This window comes from Longimicrobiaceae bacterium (assembly GCA_035696245.1).
Taxonomy (GTDB): Bacteria; Gemmatimonadota; Gemmatimonadetes; order Longimicrobiales; family Longimicrobiaceae; genus DASRQW01.
Map to the genome: position 1 here is coordinate 1 of DASRQW010000140.1, position 16,940 is coordinate 16,940.

Annotated in this window: 20 protein-coding genes; 6 read left to right on the plus strand and 14 right to left on the minus strand. The window is 70.6% G+C overall.

The genetic code is table 11. From position 1 onward, the window contains the following. The 8 genes from VFE05_06270 to VFE05_06305 all read right to left on the minus strand — a co-directional run. A partial coding sequence (locus VFE05_06270) for a hypothetical protein (GenBank protein ID HET6229670.1) occupies positions 1-434 on the minus strand: 434 nt, incomplete at its 3' end. 415 nt (positions 435-849) lie between these two features. Further along, on the minus strand, positions 850-1,386 hold the full coding sequence (locus VFE05_06275; protein HET6229671.1) for a hypothetical protein: 537 nt from the start codon (positions 1,384-1,386) through the stop codon (positions 850-852). Positions 1,387-1,727: 341 nt separating this feature from the next. Then, a complete protein-coding gene (locus tag VFE05_06280) occupies positions 1,728-2,858 on the minus strand; it encodes a GRAS family protein (protein ID HET6229672.1) in 1,131 nt (376 codons plus the stop codon). Between the two features lie 475 nt (positions 2,859-3,333). Beyond that, entirely contained in the window at positions 3,334-3,534 is a 201-nt protein-coding gene (locus tag VFE05_06285; protein ID HET6229673.1) for a hypothetical protein, read from the minus strand. Continuing rightward, the gene (locus VFE05_06290; GenBank protein HET6229674.1) at positions 3,534-4,385 is read right to left on the minus strand and encodes a Phenylacetic acid catabolic protein; all 852 of its coding nucleotides are present in this window, start codon (positions 4,383-4,385) and stop codon (positions 3,534-3,536) included. Before VFE05_06290 ends, VFE05_06285 begins: the two co-directional genes overlap by 1 nt. After that, positions 4,382-4,678: a hypothetical protein gene (locus VFE05_06295; GenBank protein ID HET6229675.1), complete on the minus strand. Its 297-nt coding sequence runs from the start codon at positions 4,676-4,678 to the stop codon at positions 4,382-4,384. The genes VFE05_06290 and VFE05_06295 overlap by 4 nt, the downstream gene beginning before the upstream one ends. Before the next feature lie 178 nt (positions 4,679-4,856). Then, entirely contained in the window at positions 4,857-5,261 is a 405-nt protein-coding gene (locus VFE05_06300; protein ID HET6229676.1) for a metal-sulfur cluster assembly factor, read from the minus strand. Then, complete coding sequence (locus tag VFE05_06305; GenBank protein ID HET6229677.1) at positions 5,261-6,205, minus strand: Phenylacetic acid catabolic protein; 945 nt, start codon at positions 6,203-6,205, stop codon at positions 5,261-5,263. The genes VFE05_06300 and VFE05_06305 overlap by 1 nt, the downstream gene beginning before the upstream one ends. Before the next feature lie 410 nt (positions 6,206-6,615). Between VFE05_06305 and VFE05_06310 the strand changes: the two genes are divergently transcribed. Then, positions 6,616-7,128: a hypothetical protein gene (locus VFE05_06310; GenBank protein ID HET6229678.1), complete on the plus strand. Its 513-nt coding sequence runs from the start codon at positions 6,616-6,618 to the stop codon at positions 7,126-7,128. A 120-nt stretch (positions 7,129-7,248) separates the two neighbouring features. Here the strand turns inward: VFE05_06310 and VFE05_06315 are convergent, their stop codons facing one another. The 3 genes from VFE05_06315 to VFE05_06325 form a co-directional block, all read right to left on the minus strand. Further along, on the minus strand, positions 7,249-7,701 hold the full coding sequence (locus tag VFE05_06315; protein HET6229679.1) for a DUF1569 domain-containing protein: 453 nt from the start codon (positions 7,699-7,701) through the stop codon (positions 7,249-7,251). 119 nt (positions 7,702-7,820) lie between these two features. Beyond that, entirely contained in the window at positions 7,821-8,342 is a 522-nt protein-coding gene (locus VFE05_06320; protein ID HET6229680.1) for an SRPBCC family protein, read from the minus strand. Beyond that, on the minus strand, positions 8,339-8,665 hold the full coding sequence (locus VFE05_06325) for a metalloregulator ArsR/SmtB family transcription factor (protein ID HET6229681.1): 327 nt from the start codon (positions 8,663-8,665) through the stop codon (positions 8,339-8,341). The genes VFE05_06320 and VFE05_06325 overlap by 4 nt, the downstream gene beginning before the upstream one ends. Positions 8,666-9,029: 364 nt before the next feature. Here VFE05_06325 and VFE05_06330 point away from each other — a divergent pair, with 364 nt between their 5' ends. Further along, positions 9,030-9,647: a nuclear transport factor 2 family protein gene (locus tag VFE05_06330; GenBank protein HET6229682.1), complete on the plus strand. Its 618-nt coding sequence runs from the start codon at positions 9,030-9,032 to the stop codon at positions 9,645-9,647. Between the two features lie 294 nt (positions 9,648-9,941). On the opposite strand, the gene thyX is transcribed toward VFE05_06330, so the two are convergent. Next, on the minus strand, positions 9,942-10,724 hold the full coding sequence (thyX, locus tag VFE05_06335) for an FAD-dependent thymidylate synthase (protein HET6229683.1): 783 nt from the start codon (positions 10,722-10,724) through the stop codon (positions 9,942-9,944). 195 nt (positions 10,725-10,919) lie between these two features. Between thyX and VFE05_06340 the strand changes: the two genes are divergently transcribed. Then, positions 10,920-11,828 (plus strand): ABC transporter substrate-binding protein, encoded by a 909-nt coding sequence (locus tag VFE05_06340; protein ID HET6229684.1) that lies wholly within the window; start codon positions 10,920-10,922, stop codon positions 11,826-11,828. A gap of 15 nt (positions 11,829-11,843) precedes the next feature. Here the strand turns inward: VFE05_06340 and VFE05_06345 are convergent, their stop codons facing one another. Both VFE05_06345 and VFE05_06350 read right to left on the minus strand, forming a co-directional pair. Further along, positions 11,844-12,065, minus strand: coding sequence for a hypothetical protein (locus VFE05_06345; GenBank protein HET6229685.1), 222 nt, complete (start codon positions 12,063-12,065; stop codon positions 11,844-11,846). 50 nt (positions 12,066-12,115) lie between these two features. Then, positions 12,116-12,460 carry a hypothetical protein gene (locus VFE05_06350; protein ID HET6229686.1) on the minus strand — a complete coding sequence of 115 codons (345 nt, stop codon included), beginning with the start codon at positions 12,458-12,460 and terminating at the stop codon, positions 12,116-12,118. Positions 12,461-13,140: 680 nt separating this feature from the next. On the opposite strand from VFE05_06350, the gene VFE05_06355 reads away from it, so the two are divergent. From VFE05_06355 to VFE05_06365, 3 genes are all read left to right on the plus strand, one after another. Beyond that, complete coding sequence (locus VFE05_06355; protein HET6229687.1) at positions 13,141-13,509, plus strand: SPW repeat protein; 369 nt, start codon at positions 13,141-13,143, stop codon at positions 13,507-13,509. Further along, positions 13,499-14,650 (plus strand): magnesium/cobalt transporter CorA, encoded by a 1,152-nt coding sequence (gene corA / locus VFE05_06360; protein ID HET6229688.1) that lies wholly within the window; start codon positions 13,499-13,501, stop codon positions 14,648-14,650. The genes VFE05_06355 and corA overlap by 11 nt, the downstream gene beginning before the upstream one ends. Positions 14,651-15,036: 386 nt before the next feature. Then, on the plus strand, positions 15,037-16,940 hold a 1,904-nt coding region (locus tag VFE05_06365), incomplete at its 3' end, for a DPP IV N-terminal domain-containing protein (GenBank protein ID HET6229689.1).

A 16,940-nucleotide genomic window follows, 5' to 3' on the forward strand; every position in this document is an offset into this window, starting at 1 on the left:
ATGTCTTCGGCGCGGCCGGCGCGGGTGAGGATCTGGATGTAGCGCTCGTAGTCCTCCGCCAGCAGGCGGTGGTTGGGTAGCGGTGCGGCTTCCTCGGCGTCGATGCCCGCCTTGAACGCCACGGCGGCGTCGGCCACGCGCTGCTGCGAGAGGAGCGCGGCGGCGAGCGCGACCGGATACGTGGGCTCGGCGGGGCGGGTGGCGCTGGCCTGCCGGTAGCGCGCCTCGGCCTCGCGCCAGCGGCCCTGGCGCGCCAGGGCCGCGCCCTCGTCGAAGATGCCACGCGCGGTGGTCTCGCTCATCCGGTCCAGCGCGGCGGAGTCGAGCGGCGCGGGGGCGACCGGCGCGGGTGCGGGCGGGAGCGGCTTGGGTCCGCACGCTGCTAGGGCGAGCAGCAGGGACGCGGCGGCGAGCGGGCGTGCGTTCGGAAGCATCGGCGGGTCCTGCCGGAGCGCGGGAAGCGGGCATGAGCGGCGAATGGGCCTGGCGGCGCACGGGCCGGCCGGCGAGGTCAAGGTACGCGCGAAAGCGAGCGAGGTTCCCGTCCAGCGGACGGGAACCTCGCTTCGGCGTCGTCATCCTGGCGGAGAGCGCGCTGTCTCGCCGTTGTCGTTCCGGGGTTCGTTCCCGCGCCTTGAACGGCGGGAGACCCGCGGGCGGTTTCGCGGGGCTCCCGCCGGGGCGGGGAGACCCCGGACGGAGGCGGGCCAGGCAGTATCGGCCCGCCGGAGGAGGAGGCTCCCCGACTCCGCGCAGGAGACGGGCGGCAGCAGTATCGCCGACTGGCTCCGGAGCGGCCCATCCGAGGCGCACTGCCGTCCGTACTCCGTCGTCCGAAGCCGGCAGCTCCTATGCGACCAGCGTCACGTGGTGCATGCACGTCTCGCCACCCTGCTTCTTGCACCCGCCGGTGGTGTCGTGCACCACGTTCACCCGCGTGGCCAGCAGCTTCTGGAAGAACCCCTGGATCACTCCGCGGTCGAAGTCGCACGGGTACGCGGTGCCGGACACGATGTCCGCGTGCCGGTCGGTCTTGACGGTGAACGTGATGGCGTTGGGCCTGATGCCGCGGTGGTTCATGTCGTACGCCATGCCGAAGCTGGCCAGCACCTTCTCGAAGGTGTCGAGCCCCGGCGGCAGCATGACGTGGTTGGGGATCTGCTTGCCGATCTGGAGCAGGGTGTTGGGCCCCATCTTCGTCTCGATGGCCTCCAGCGCCTTCACATACGCGGGCAGCGGATACCAGCGCTCGGCGTCCACCTCGTCGATCCCCACCTCGGCGAGGATCTGTTCGCCGCGCTTCCGGAACGGGCCCATGGCGGCCAGCATGGAGAGGATGTTGCCGCCGCTCACGGTGGCTTTGGGATCGACGAGGCGTGCTTCCATGTGTGGTCTCGGGCAGAGGACGGTGGACGGCCGGCGCGCGCGGGGCCGCCCGCCCCGTCCGTTGGATGGAGACGCGGGCGGAGCCCGGGTGGATGGATGCGGCAGAGCGCGCGAACGGCGCGTTCTGCTACATCCGCTGTCGCAGTTTGAGCGCACAATAACGCGCCTCGCGGCAGCCATGTCAAGGTTGCCCGTGTGCGTACCTTCCTGCGAGAGCGGCACTTAGGACAGAATTTGCAGCGATGGCACCGATGTTCACGGTGTGGACGCCGGTGCCGGACGCGCGAAGGCCCCGTCGCGAAATGCGGCGGGGCCTTCGGTATCTGCGTTCGGCGAGGCGGTCAGGCCATCGCGCGCGCCTCCACCGGGGCGAGGTCGGCGCCGGTGGGGACCGCGGTGGCGCAGAGGATGGCGACCAGCGTCTCCTCCTGGTAGTCCAGCCCCACGTAGCCCTCGCGGGCCACCATGCGCACGCCGTCGAAGTCGCCGCCGGCGGCGAACGACAGGTCCGGCGCGGGGGTGAAGCCGGCGTCGCGCAGCTGGCTCACCCAGGCCTCGGCGGGCTGGTGGCGCTCGTAGCGGCGCTCGTCCGGGTTGCCCAGGATGTCCTCGATCTCGCGGGCAAAGAAGGTCTTCATGGCGCCCGCGTCGGCCGCCGGAAGCTCCAGCGAGTCGATGAGGCGGAACGTCTGTCCGAAGTGATGCCAGCAGTTGAGGAAGCGCTGGCGGAAGTCGTCGGTGAGGTGGTCGGAGCTGGGCTCGGAGAGAACCACCGCCTCGGCGTCGATGCCGCGCAGCCAGTGGAAGAGCTGGTCGCGGGCGGGCGCCGTCTCGGTGTTGCGCACGTGGTGCAGCGCGAAGGCGGCGTTCACCACCAGCGGCGCGCCCGTCCAGGCGAAGGCGCCCCAGTCTTCCGGCGCCAGGTCCTCCACCAGCTTGGGCACGGGAAGGAAGCGCAGCGGCAGGCCGATCTCCTCCGCCATGGCCTGGATGTCGGCCTCGGCGATGGCGAGGCTGCCGGCGTCGGGCTCCACGGCGATCACGTTGAGGCGCTCCGGGAGGCGGCCCTCGATGGCGAGCTGGCGGAGGAGCGCCGTCTCCTGGCGACCGGTGCCGATCCCCAGGTCCAGCAGCGTGATCTCGCCGCGGCCGCCCAGCAGCTGCGCCAGCACGTCGTTCGCCGCGCGGCCGGCCAGGCCGACGGTGGGCAGGTGCTGCGCGACCAGGTTGAAGAGCGAGATCTGCGAACGCTGGAACTGTTGGAGGTACAGGTTGATCTCGCCCGAACGCTCCCACGCCAGCCGCCGCGACAGCGCGGAGGCGAAGATGTAGTACTGGACGTCCTCGGGCGTGGCGCCCGCCTGGTCGAAGCTGTCGACCAGCGCGGAGAGGAGCCGCCGCGCCACGTCGTCGCGGCCAGCGAGCATCTCGTCCACCACGGAAGCCAGGATGCCGTATTTCTTCGTGACCATGGGAGTTCTCCTTGGGAGTGGTTGTTGGGCCGGTCTGGCCATGGGGGTGCCACGACGTTTCGTGCGCACCGGAACGCAAGTCTGAGAGATATTTCCCGCCGATTAATGCCGAAATCATGCAGGTGGAACAATCTCGACGATAAGCACAGCCTGCATAGCGTGGACGTTTGAACAATCGACGTCTCGCGATGTGAATAGCACGGTTGGGCCGTGCATTTAAGGTCTTCACGCTGTGTGAAGATCAATGTATCCACACCGTCCAGTTTTGTCCAGGGGTGTATAAAAATCCGGCGCCGAACGGGTAAGTCGCTGATGGAAATCCGGTTGCGGTCTTCTCCCGAGGAATTCCTGGGCATGTCTGTAAACAAATTGCGCACTCGGGGTGTGCGAAACGCGAACGGGGGTGCCGATGAAGCTCGGCACCCCCGTTCGCGTTTTCGTCTTTCGTCCGGACTCACCGAGTCCGGCCTGCTGCCTACTCGCCCGCGCCTTCCGGGCCTTCCCACTTGATGTACTCGAACCCGGTGCGACACGCATTGCACCAGTACTGCGCTACGGAGAGCTGGCCGCCGAACGGGTTCAGCAGGCGCGTGTCCATGCCGTCGCAGAAAGGGCAGGGCGCGGATTCCGGCAGCGTATCCGGCACTTCGTCGTCCGGCTCACGCGGGATGGGCATCACTCCAGCAGCATCGCGCGGTTCTTGTCGCCGCGCGCGCGGGCCGCGGTGGCTTCGTCCAGCTCGCCGCCGGAGCGGCGGGTGGCGTCGCTCCAGCCCGCCCACTCCGCGCCACCGCCGAACGTCCATCCCCCGTCGGCCGAGCCGGTGAGGCCGACTTCCTCCGCCATCCCCACGCTGGCGAGCACGGCACCGATGCGGCGCAGCAGGCGGGCGCGCAGGGCGTCCGGCCCCTCGCGCACCAGGCCCTCGTCCACCAGCGCGCGCGTGGAGGCCGCGTCCTCGCGGCCCAGCCACTGGAGCGCGAACGGGAGATACGCGGCGACCGCGGCCGCCAACTCGCCGCGCACCGCCGCCACCGGGGCGATGCGGCGCGTCCAGCCGGCGGCGTACTGGAAGTGGAAGCCTTCCTCGTCCAGCATCTTCTGCACGCGGTTCTGCGCCGGCGCGTACCGGCTGCCCACCAGCGCGCCGTACTGCACAGTCACCGCCGTGTCCAGCACCAGCGACGCGGCGATCATCTCGCTCCACGAGCCGAAGCCGCGGTCCAGCGCGGGCATGCTGCGGTACTGCGCGCCCGGCCGGTCGTGCTCCAGCGCCTTGGGCTCGTGCCCGAACGCGCCCAGCAGCGCGTAGGTGAGGCGGCCGTGGCCCCACTCGTCCTGTGCCATCGACGAAGCGGCGATGCCGGCCTCGAGGGTGGGGGCGCCCAGCATGCGGTCGCTGTAGCGCAGGCCCAGCACGCGCTTTGTGTCGGCCAGCACCAGGATCAGGTCGGCGAGCGCGGCGCGGGCTTCTGGCGAGAGCTGCTCGGCCTTGTCGGCGCGGGCTTCGGTGTCGATGGCGCTCATCGGCGCGCCTCCACGGCGACCTCGGAGCCGCCATAGCTGCCGGCGCCCTGCATGTGCACGATGTCGTCTTCGGACACGCCGGACACGCCGCCCATGAACGAGCTCTCCGTGGGGTCTACGGGCAGGATGGCGGAGCGCGGGACGACGCACATCTCCGTCCAGTTCTGCTCGTCGTATGTCTTCCAGGCGTAGACGCGGGCCAGGTCGCCGTCCATGGCGTTCACGTAGCCGATGTGGCGCAGCGGCTCCTCGCGCGTCTTGCGGGCGAAGACCTCGTATACGGGCTCTCTCATCTGCGTCTGCTCGGGTGTTGGGCCGCCGCGCGGGCGGCCGGAAAGGCGGGAGCGGTGCCGGGGCGCATCTCCCGTCCGTCAGAATCGTTGCTTGCGTCGGACGCGGCGCCGCCGGTTGGACGCGCGCCGCGCTGGGCCCTTCGGACGGCACGCCTCCATATGCGGAGACGATCCGCATCTACATCGACACGCCCATGGTCTTCAGGAGCTGGCGGCCTTCGGGAGAGATGCGGGCCTTGGTCCAGGCGGGGCTCCACACCTCGTTGACGCGCACCACCTCGACGCCGGGCTCGCGCTTCAGCCGGTCTTCGATGTCGAAGTGGATGAACGCCATGCACGGGCAGGCGGTCGCGGTGAACGTCAAGTCCACCGTAACCGTCCCGTCTTCCTCGCGCACGTCGTAGATGAGGCCCAGGTCCACGAGGGAGATGGGGATCTCCGGGTCCATGACCTCGCGCAGCGCGTCCCACAGCGGCCCGGTGCGAAGCTCGGGCGCGACCGGGTAGGCCGCGGTCTCGTCCGGCGCGTCGAGCAGCGCGGCCCCGCCGCCGGCGTAGGGGTTCGAGGAGCAGGCGAGGCCCATCAGGCCGCCGCCTCCAGCACGCCACGGAAGGCGCGGCCCTCCTGGATGCTCTCCACGAACTGCTTGTTGGCGGGCCCGCGCCCCTTCCAGCGCTCGAACACCTGCTTCCACGAGATCTGGCCCTCGCCGAAGAGCCAGCGCTTCTCGTCCTCGTCGTACTGGCAAGGGAAGGGGAAGTCGAGCACGAACTCGCCCTGCGCCTCGTCCCAGTGCGCCGGCACGTCGATGCCGATGCTCTCGCACAGCGGCACCGTGCTCTTCATCCACGTCTGGCGAAGCTGGTCGTTGGTGAGGCCCTTGAGCTTGTAGTCGAGCTGGCCCGAGTGGCGCTTCATGTCGTCCGGCAGGCCGAACCACTCCACGGCCATGGGGAACATCCAGTCCACCGCGCGCTGGATCTTCTCCCTGGCCTCGCCGCCCGCGCCCGAGAGGCGCTTCATCCACATCTCGCCGTGGCGCAGGTGGAAGGTCTCCTCCTGGTCGACCTTCACGAGCGCGCGCTTGAGCGGGCCGTAGCTGGTATTTTTATAGACGTCGCCCAGCAGGGTGATGCCGGCGCGGTCGTACAGGCCGTTGGCGACCACCAGCTCCGCCCAGTTCTCCAGCGGATGGTCGAAGCCGTACGGGTGCTTGAACTCGTGCGGCTGCCGCCCGTACACGAGCTGCTCCTTGTCCATCCCCAGGTCTTCGAGCAGCCGGTACGCGATGTTGGCGTGGGCCAGCTCGTCCTGGATGATGGCGGTGGCGCTCACCATGGTGTTGGTGCTGGGCGCGTCCTTGGCCGCGCCGAAGTACGCCGGCGCCGAGACCAGCTCGGTGTCGGCCTGCACCAGCAGCTGCACGATCAGGGCGTCCTTGTAGCCCTGCGTCATCTCGTCGGGATATTCGACGATGAAGCCGGCGTGGACCTTCTCCTTCAGCTCTTCGTCGGTGTAGCGGGCCATCCGCGGGTCTCCGGGTCGGGTTTGGTCGTGTGCCGCAAAGCCATCGCGAGCGCGGCCGTCCGGTTTGTGCCGGGCGGCCGTGCCGGGTCGTTCTCGTCCTGCCCGCGCGAGCAGCGTGCCGCGTGATCGAGGCGCATCTTGCTCGTTCCATGCCGAACCGGTCGAACGCTCGTTCGGCGGCCGGGAAGCTATCCCGCCGCCGCCACGCTGTCAAGCCGATTCACCGTAACGCGCGACGTTGTTACGCCGCCGTGGCGTGCCTACGTAAACCGCCCACCGGGCATCGTTCCGCCGCGCGGCGGCGGGGCGCGAGCATGCCCTGGCGTATCCGACGCTGCGACATGTGCTTCTCTCGGATCGAGAAAAACGGATGCTCGCTATCACGGCGCGCCGCCTCGGAACGTTGTTCGATGCCGCTTGTCTCGCCATTCTCCGTCACCCAGCCCAAACATCCATCGTTCTCGCTCTCGACCATGCACACTGCCTCGCCGGATGCCACGTCGGCCGATTCTGCCACCCGCTCCCCGCTGCCGTGGCGCCTGCGCTTCGCGTGCTTGTGCTACGCTTGGGCGGCGCTCGTCACGTTCTACCTGTTGATGGGACTGCCTGTGGACATGACCGCGCGGGAAGCGTGGAACGCGGTCGTGCTCGGCGCGTTCATCGCGGCGTCGATCGCGACGCTCGTGGGGATCGTCAGGCGGCGGAGCTATTTCGTCCGCACGTCGATCCTGCTGGGCATCCTGGCGGCGTTTCAGATCATCGCGGCGATGGAGGCGGTAGCAGCTACCGTAGAAGCTAGCCCTGCCCCCGCGCGCGCCGCGATGCTGCTCTGGTTCCTGCTCCTCGGAAGCGGGTGGGTGGCGCTGATCGTGGGGATGATCTGCTGCCTACCCGTGTGGAAGAGCGGCCGGGCGGAGGGATAGCAGAAGGTGCGAAGCGCGCGGGGACTGCGACGAAGAACGAGCCCGCATCGGATATCCGGTGCGGGCTCATCCACGAGAAGGCGTTTCTCTGGAACTGGTAGATAGGACGGGCCCAGCGATCTACGCCCCGAACTGGCGGAGGTGGTGGTCGAGGTGCTTGTACATCAGCACCGACCATTCCTGCGGAGTGAGCCGGCCGAAGAAGGCGTGGGGATGCGTGGTGCATCCGGCCGGGCCGCCCGCGGCGAACTTGTCGATGAGCGCGGACAGGCGTGCTCGCTCGGCGTTGAGGTCGCGCTCGTTCGCTACGACCATGCCGTCCACCGTCGGCGTGTTTCGGCGCATGGGCTTCTCGTCGCCGAGCGCCAGCCGCTTGATCAGCCTTCCGAAGATGCGGCCCGCCAGCGCTCGCGGCGGACGGATCTCGCCCGTCGCCATCTCCATCCCCGCGGCGCAGTGGGCGAGCGCCTGCGCGGGGCTCATCGTTCCCCACTGGCGCACGCTGTCCGGCCGGAGCTGCGTCAGACGGTTCTTCACTTCATCCACTGCGACAGGGTCGAACAGGTTCTTCATGCGGTAAGCCTCGGTCAGGGGAGATATGTGAAGCAGCGGGCGCATCGACATCTCGCACCCGCGGCGACGGTGGCTCGTGACCACCGTCGCCGGTCGAGCTTCGTGGCGGCGCTACGCGCTCACCATTCGCCGTGGTACGTGGACATCGGCTCGCCGCTCTCCAGCAGCGACTTGAGGTCGCTGAGGATCCACGTCCAGCCGCCGCCCGCGCCGGGACCCTGCAGGACGCCGGCGACCATCTCCGCGTGCCCGGGCGTGCCGGCCAGGTCGTGGACCACGCTGAGCCGGCTGACGCCGCCCTTGCCCTCGTCGATCTCGTACGTGAGGCGCGTGAAGCCCTCGGCGGCCATGCGCGGGTCCATCGCCATGCGCCAGGTGATGACCAGCCTGCGCGGCGGGTCGGCCTCGATGACCTCGCCATCGACTGCGACCTCGGGCATGCCCATGGCGAGCATGCCCGCGTTGGCGTAGCCGCGGTACTTGCCGCCGGGACGCAGCTCGAACTCGTCGCGCAGGCCGTAGCCGAAGCGCTGCGTCCATTCGGGCGTGGTGATCGCGTCCCAGATCGCCTGCGGTGTGGCACGGATGAAGACGCGGTAGACCTGCGTGGTGCCGGTGTCCGCTGCTGCGCTGGTCGTCATGCGGTTTCCTCTTCCAGTCGGCGCTTGAGGTCGGTGAGCGCCGACACGCGGCGCTCGGCGAACTTGTCGATCCACCGGTCGTGGATGAGCCGGATGGGAACGACGTTGAGGTAGTGGAGCTTCTCGCGCCCTGCCCGGCGCGTCACCACCAGCCCCGCATCTTCCAGGACGCGGAGGTGCTTCATGACGCCGAACCGCGTCATCTCCAGCTCCGATTCCAACTCCGTGAGCGTGCGCCCGTCCCGCACGAAGAGGCGGTCCAGGAGGAACCGCCGCGTGGGGTCGGCCAGCGCCTTGAACACGAGGTCTTCGTCGTCTGACATGGCGGTATGATATGTGACCGTATGGTCACGTGTCAAGGAGAGTGGGCGCGTCCTGCCGTGTGCGAACCGGCAGCCGTGGACGCCGCCAACGTTTCGGGCGGGGCGTCTGTATATCGCCACGCACTCGGGCGCGGGGGCCTGCGGCGGAGCGTGGCCGCCGTGATGACGCGGGCGCCGGCGAGGCGTTACCAAGGGGCTGGTCCTAACGCGGCGTTGCCGTTAATATTGGCTCCGAATGAAAACCCCACGCCGGCCCCGCAGTTCTGTCCATCTTCTGTAAGCTTGTGCGCCGCAGCGATTTGCGGTAGATTGATTCGCGCGGCCGGTTCGCCGTGCCTCCCCCCATGACGACGAGGACACCCCCTTGAAGATTCTCTCTCGCGTTCTGCTTCCCGCGGTGCTCGCCGCCGGGATCTGCACCTCTGCCGCGCATGCGCAGATGCTTCCGGGCGCCTCGCCCGACTACGCGGGCATGGACCGCGAGTTCCGCTCGACCACGCTGCGCGAGGTTAACAACCTGGTGGAGGGCCTGCGCGCGGGGTGGCAGCAGCACAACGCCCGTAGCGTGGCCGACCTCTACACCGACAACGCCGTGCTGGTGCTCCCCGAGCAGGCCGCCCTTCACGGCCACAAGGCGATCGAGCAGGGCCTGGCACGGGTGCTTCCGCACGCCGGCGGCATCCAGCTCAGCCTCGTGGACAGCGACGTGAGCACGAGCCTGGCCTTCACCTCGGGCGAGTTCTACTACGAGGACACCAGCGGCGAGGCCAGCGTGCCCGTGAGCGGCACCTACACGCTGGTGATGAAGGGCAACGGCCGCGGCGGCTGGAAGATCCGCTCGCTGGTCTTCAACCCGACGCCCGCGGCACCCGCCGCGTCGGCGACGGCCACCGCCGCGCCGGCTGCGGCTCCCGCGGGGACCGCGGCGCAGGCTCCGGCCGCGCCCGCCGGCACCATGCCCGCTACGCCGCCCGCGAGCTGACGCCCGCGGCCGTCCGGCCGGATCGAGACAAGCAACAGAAGAGGGGCGGCTCCGCGACGGGGCCGCCCCTCTTCGTCGTGCCATCACATCGGCGGGGAACCCGGCGGTGCTGCCGATCTGCCGAACCGGCCTGCATCTTCGGTCCAACGCGCATCCGCGCCATCTGCGGGACCGTCGCGCATCCACCACTCGTCCCGCATACACGGCCGGCCTCACGTCCCGCATCTACGGCTGCCAGTCTCATCGATCTGGCCCTATCTCCCGCCGGCGATCCATCTCCCGAATCTCCCGAGGTCAGACCTTGCTGTTGGCCGTCTCGACCGTCTGCGTCCCGTCGGAGTGGGGCACGAGGTGCATGTCGCCGAAGATGTGGGGCGATTCGCCGCGCATGACGGTGAGCACGGCGGCGGCCAGGCGGCGGATCTCCACGTCGGCGGCGCCGCTGCCGCGCATCTCGGCGAAGTGGCGCCAGGCGCGGGCATTGCCGGTGACGACGATCTTGGTCTCGGCGCAGTTGGGCAGCACGGCGCGGGCGGCCTGGCGCGCGCGCTTCTTCCGCATGGTGGCGGGCCCGTCGTCGCCCACCTGGCCGGTGACGGCGGCCAGCAGGTCGCGATACGCCTGGAGGCTGCTCTCGCACGCGCCGGCCCAGATGGCGAACGACGGCGAGTCTTCGTCGATCTCCGGCGGGAGCACGAAGGCGATGTCGGACTCGTCCACGTAGCGCTGGCTGAGCTGCGAGAAGCCGAAGCCCGCGCGGTGCCGCACCAGCTCGTGCGTGAGCGAGCGGCTGACGCCCTCCAGCAGCAGCGTCCACACGGCATGCTCCAGTACGCTGCCGTGCTTGACCTGCAGGATGTTGGCGAGGTACGACTCGTTGGTGGTGCGGCCGGGGATGGATTTGTGGCCGCCTTCCAGCCCCGCCTCCTCGCCGAACGACAGGTAGCAGAGGCGGCCCGCGAACTCGGCCACGGCCTCGCCCGCCACGTCGCTGTCGCTCTGCCAGCGGATGTGCTCGGGCGGCGTGAACTGCTGGCGCGCGATCACGGTGACGCGGGGCTCGCGGACGATGTGCATCGGGGGGGTCTCCGGAAGGCGGGGCAGGGTGGGCGCGGCGCCGAAAAGGTAGACGGTCGGCAGGCGCTGGACAAGCGTGCTCGGGAGATGTGGAGCGGTGCCCGTGCGGTTGCGCCGGCGTGGCGCGGGGCGGCACTTTGTCCGCCTGCTCCGGCGTGTCCGCGGGGGCCGAACGAACGTCACGGAGGAGGCGGGTTGCGCATCGCGTCGCTGCTTTCGAGCGCCACGGAGATCGTGTACGAGCTGGGGCTGCAGGACAGCCTGGTCGGCATCTCGCACGAGTGCGACTGGCCGCCGGAGGCGCTGCACCTGCCCCGGCTGAGCCGAGTTCGCTTCGACCCCGCCGGCCTCACCAGCGGCGAGATCGACGCGGAGGTTCGCCGCTGCATGGCGGAGTTCGGCAGCGTGTACGAGATCGACACGGCGCTGCTGGCGGAGCTGAAGCCGGACCTGGTGCTCACCCAGGCCGTGTGCGAGGTCTGCGCGGTGCCGACCGCGTCCGTGCACGAAGCCGTCGCGCGGATGCCGGTGCCTGCGCGCGTGCTCTCGCTGGACGCGCACACCCTGGCGGAGATCCTGGCGACGGTGCGGCAGGTGGCGGACGCGGCGGGCGAGCTGGCGCGCGGGGCACAGGCGGAGGCGCGGCTGCGCGGGCGCTTGGAGCGCGTGGCGTCCGCCGTCGCCGGCCGGGTGCGGCCGCGCGTGCTGGCGCTGGAGTGGCTGGACCCGCCGTTCGCGCCCGGCCACTGGATCCCGGAGATGATCGAGATGGCGGGCGGCGACTGTCTCCTGCGAGATTCCGGCGGGCACTCGGTAGAGGTGCCGTGGGCGGCGGTGGATGCGCTCGCGCACGACCGGCTGCTGCTCGTTCCCTGCGGCTACGCGATGGACGCCGCGCGCGCCGACGCAGACCGAGTGCGCGAACGTCTCCGCGCGTTTGCGGGTGGGACGATCGACGCCGGGCACGCGGCGGTGGGCCACAGCGCGTACTTCAGCCGCTCCGGCCCGCGCGTGGTGGACGGCGTGGAGCTGCTCGCCGCCTGGCTGCACCCCGACGTCGCGCCGCGGGTGGAGATGGCCGGGCGGTTGGAGGCGTGGCGATAGCGGGACCGCCCGCCATCATCTGTCCTTCAGGACCTCCCACTCCCCTTCCGCAACGGGCTCCATCGGGTCGGCGTACGTGATCACCTGGCCACGAAGCCGGTCATCGACGGCATCCGTCGCTTCCGACGCCTGACGTAGCACGACCTCGACGGTCGTGCCGGCGGGAAACGGCAGGTCGCGGAGCGTCAGCGAACCGTCCGCGGACACGCGGCCGAGAGTGCGGTGTGATTCGGGCATACCATCCTCCACGTGGGTTCGTCGAGTCGCGCGCCCTCCGTTGTCGCCCCTTACGTCTGCATGAAGTGGTCTTCGGGGACGAAGCGGGCCCACTGGTGCCGGGCAAAGGCCAGGAAGGCGGCCGGGGCCGTGCGGAAGGCGGCGTCCGGCCTCATCTCGCCGCCTGCGCCGGCGCCCTTGGGCCGCGTGGTGCCGCGGATGGCGTACTTCGCGGCCCCTTCGTGCATGATGAGCTTGAGGACGGCAGGGCTCACGTCGCTGCGGCACGCCAGGACGTACAGGAACGACGTCTCCGCCACACCGTCGCGGTCCAGGTCGGTGACGGCCAGGCTGCCGGGCTCGAAGCCCGCCGTGAGGTCGAAGTCGCAGGCGGGCTGGAGTCGAACGTGCGCCACAGCAGCGTGTACCGGCCCGCGCCGCGCCGGCGGTAGTGGTACGCGTACACTTCGCCCCGCCTGCACGGGTCGGAGAGCGAGCCGGTCTCCTTCGCGCACACCTTCTGCGGCACGGGCAGCGGCCCGGACTGCGTTAGCAGCACCACGTTCTCGCCCGTCCGGTCGGTCCACCGGCGCGCGGCCACCACGCGGCCGGCGTGCGCGACCTCGCGCGGGAGCGTCCGCACGTCCACAGCGCGCGTGGCGACCTGCTGCGCAAGTGAGATTCGAGGCGCGCCGCACGAGAGGACTAGCGCGGTGGCGGCGAAAAAGCGAGTGCGCATCTTCCGTCCGGTGAGCGTTTCGGGCGCTCAGCAATCAACGCTGAACGAGAGAGGGCGCGGCTTTCGACGCTGCGCATCCGCGGAAGTTGCCCGGCCCGCGCATGCCGGGCAAGGTGCGCGGGGGAGACGTGGGCGCGTCCCGCATCGCATCTACCGATCACCCCCTGGCCATCTCGTCGCGCGGCGAATCCGCGAGCGACGTTGCGCCGCCGCGCCATGGGCCTACCTTCTCCGGGCGCGACGGGACGATGGAAGGCGCGGCGCTTGCGAAAGCGCGGGCGTTTCCTCGCCTCCGCGGGAGCGAGGCCGAAGGCCCGTCATCCACACGCCAACCGCAACACACCGAGGATAGAACCCATGCGATTCCTGTCCACGCGGCTGCACGGCGTGCTCGACTACCTGGTGGGGCTGCTGCTCATCGCCGCGCCGTTCGTTCTCCACTTCGGGCGCGGGGGGCCCGAGCAGTGGGTTCCCGTGGGGCTGGGCGCCGCCGTCATCGCGTACAGCCTGCTCACCGACTACGAGCTGGGCGCGGTGCGGAAGATCGCGATGCCGGCGCACCTGTGGCTGGACGCGGTGGGCGGCGCCTTCCTGGCCGCGTCGCCGTGGATCTTCGGCTTCGACCAGCAGGTGTGCAGGCCGCACCTGATCGTGGGGCTGCTGGAGATCGTGGTGGCGTTCTTCAGCAACACCATCCCGTCGTACGAGCGCCGCCGTGCGCGCTGAGCTTCCGGCCGACGAGCACTTCGAGGCGGGCGGCGAGACGGCCGGGGCCCGAATCCGCAGCTACGCGGAGACGGGGGCCGGCTGCCACTCGGTGGCGCTGCCGGAGGCGCTGCGCATCTTCCACGCGGGCAACGCGCTGCACCCGCCCGCCAAGCACGTGCCGCCGGGAGGCGTGGGCGCCGGCACCGCTGCCTGGGCCGAGAGCGCCGACCCCGACGCCGACGCGCGCCCCGGGCCGGAGCCGGAGCCGCCGGAGCACGCCAACGTGCCGCTGGTGTGGATCGACGTGGAGCGGCCGGGCGACGACGAGGCGGCCTTCCTGCGCGACGAGCTGCGCTTCCACCCGCTGGCGGTGGAGGACTGCCTGCGCGGCCGGCAGCGCCCCAAGCTGGACCGCTACCCCGGCTACTACTTCATGGTGCTGTACACGGCGCACCTGAACGGCGACCGCAAGCGCATCGCCCTGCACGAGGTGCACCTGTTCGTGGGGCGGCACTACGTGGTGACGGTGCACGACCACCCCATCCCCGAGCTGCGCGAGGTGCTGGCCCGCTGGCGCAGCTCGCCGCACGAGCTGCGCACGTCCGGCGCGGTGGCCCACGCGCTCATCGACGCCATCGTCGACGACTACTTCCCCATGCTCGACCACTTCGCCGAGCGGGTGGACGAGGTGGAGGCGGGCGTGTTCGCGGCGCAGAACGCCAACATGAAGCACATCCTGGGGCTGCGGCGCGAACTGACGCTGTTCCGCAAGGTGGTGGGCCCGGAGCGCGACCTTCTGGGCACGCTGCTGCGGCGCGACGTGGGCTTCCTGGGCACCGAGCTGTCGCTGTACTTCCAGGACGTGCACGACCACGCCATGCGCGTGGTGGAGGAGATCGACACCCTGCGCGACCTGCTCTCGGTGGCGCTCGAGGGCCAGCTCTCCATGTCGTCCAACCAGCTCAACGTGACCATGCGGGTGATGGCGGCGTGGTCCATCATCCTCATGGCGATCACGCTGGTGGCGGGCATCTACGGCATGAACTTCCACATCATGCCCGAGCTTGCGTGGCATTACGGCTACGCCTTCGCGCTGGGCCTGATGGCGTTCATCGGCGTGGGGCTCATCGCCTACTTCCGCCACCGCCGCTGGATCTGACCGTCGTCAGGAGATGCGGGAGATGCGGGAGATGCGGGAGATGCGGGAGATGCACGGCGGGGGAGGCGACGGCGGACGGCGGGGGAGCCGATCGATGGGGAATCGCGAAGGGGGATGCCGAGCGTGGCGTCTCCCTTCGCCGTTTTCGGTAGATGCACATCCACCGGCCGGCGCCGCTCCGGATGCAATTCCGCGGATGCGCGGCATCGGCGGCTGCGATCATCCGCCTCGTATCTCCCGTCCAAACGCGACGGCCTGCCGGCACGGATCTCCCGCCGTTTGCGGGTGCGGCGGCGCGGCGTCTATCTTGGCGCATCCGCTGACCCGTTCCGCCCGCCCTGCCGCTCGCGCCGGGCGCGGCTTCCGACAAGACCAAAGGAGCACGAATGAGCCGGACCTTCCGGTGCCTGGCGCCCGCGCTGGCCGCCTGCGCGCTCGCGGGCGCCGCCGCCGCGCAGACCGTGGCCGCGCGCCCGGCCGCCGCTCGGAGCAGCTTCCCTCTGACGGTGGAGAGCATCATGCGCGGCCCGCTGCTCGTGGGCCGCTCGCCAGACGAGGTGCGCTGGTCGCCGGACTCGCGCTGGGTCTACTTCCGCTGGCGGCGCGACAATCCCGGCGACACCGCCACCGCCGTCTACCGCGTCGCGGCCCAGGGCGGCGCGCCGGAGCGGCTGGCGGACAGCACCGCGGCCCGCGTGGCGCCCGCGCGCACCGGCGGCGAATGGTCGCGCGCACACGACCGCCGGGCCGAGGTGCGCAACGGCGACGTGTTCGTCATCGACCGCGGCGGCGCCGAGCACCGCATCACGCAGACGCCGGCGCGTGAGAGCGAGGCGCACCTGTCGCGCGACGGGCGCACCGTCACCTTCCTCTCCGGCGGCAACGTCTTCGCCGTCGATGTCGCGGGCGGCACCCTCCGCCAGCTCACCGACATCCGCGGCGCCGACGCGCCCAAGCGGGACGCGCTCGCCGGCCAGCGCGGCTGGCTCCACGACCAGCAGGACACGCTCTTCGCCGTGGTCCGCGACCGCCGCGCCGAGCGCGAGCACCGCGAGATGCTGGACTCGCTGCGCACCGCGCTGCGCCCCATCTACCTGGGCAAGAACGCCTCGGTCGCATCCGCGCAGGTGTCGCCGTCCGGACGCTACCTGCTTCTGGACGTGAACGAGAGCGTGGAGGGCGAGAAGGCCACCATCGTCCCCGCCTGGGTCACCGAGAGCGGCTACACCGAGCCGCTGAACGGCCGCGGCAAGGTGGGCGACGTGCAGGACGGCGAGCGCGTTGCGGTCGTCGAGCTCGCCACCTCCCGCGTGTCGTGGGTGCAGCCCGAGGCAAAGGACCGCAAGATGACGCTCACCGCGCTGGAGTGGGCGCCGGACGCCGACCGAGCGCTGGTGATGGGCGAGTCCGCCGACTTCAAGGACCGCTGGCTCTACGTCGTCGGTCCGGATGGCAAGGCAACGACGGTGGACCGGCTGCACGACGCGGCCTGGGTGGGCGGCCCCGCGTACGGCAGCGCGGGCTGGCTCTCGGACGAGCGCGTGTGGTTCGTGTCCGAGCGCAGCGGCTACGCGCACCTGTACGCCGCCCCCGCGGCCGGTGGCGAGGCGCAGGCGCTCACGCAGGGCGCGTGGGAGGTGACCGACGTGCAGCTCTCGCCGGACCGGCGCATGTTCTGGCTCACCACCAGCGAGACGCATCCCGGCGAGCGCGGGCTGTACGCCGTCCCGGCCGCGGGCGGCGCGCGGACGCGCATCGACCGGCTGGAGGGGTGGAACGAAGGGCTGGTCTCGCCGGACGGGCGGTGGGTCGCCGTCACGCATTCCACCGCGAACGAGCCGCCGGAGCTGTATCTCATGCCCAACCGTGCGGGCGCCCCCGCCCGCCGCGTGACCGAGTCCACCACGGCCGAGTTCCGCATGGGGCCGTGGATCAAGCCCGAGGTCGTGACCTTCACCGCGCGCGACGGAGCCACGGTCCACGCCCGCATCTACCGCCCGCGCGAGCTGGGCGCGAGCGCGAACGGCGGCGCCGTCGTCTTCGTGCACGGCGCCGGCTATCTCCAGAACGCGCACCGCGGGTGGAGCACGTACTACCGCGAGTACATGTTCAACCACCTACTCGCTTCGCGCGGCATCACCGTCTTGGACGTGGACTACCGCGGGTCGGCGGGGTATGGCGCCGCGTGGCGCACCGGCATCTACCGGCACATGGGCGGCAAGGACCTGTCGGACCAGGTGGATGGCGTGCGCTGGCTGGTGGCGAACGAGGGGGTAGATGCGAAGCGCGT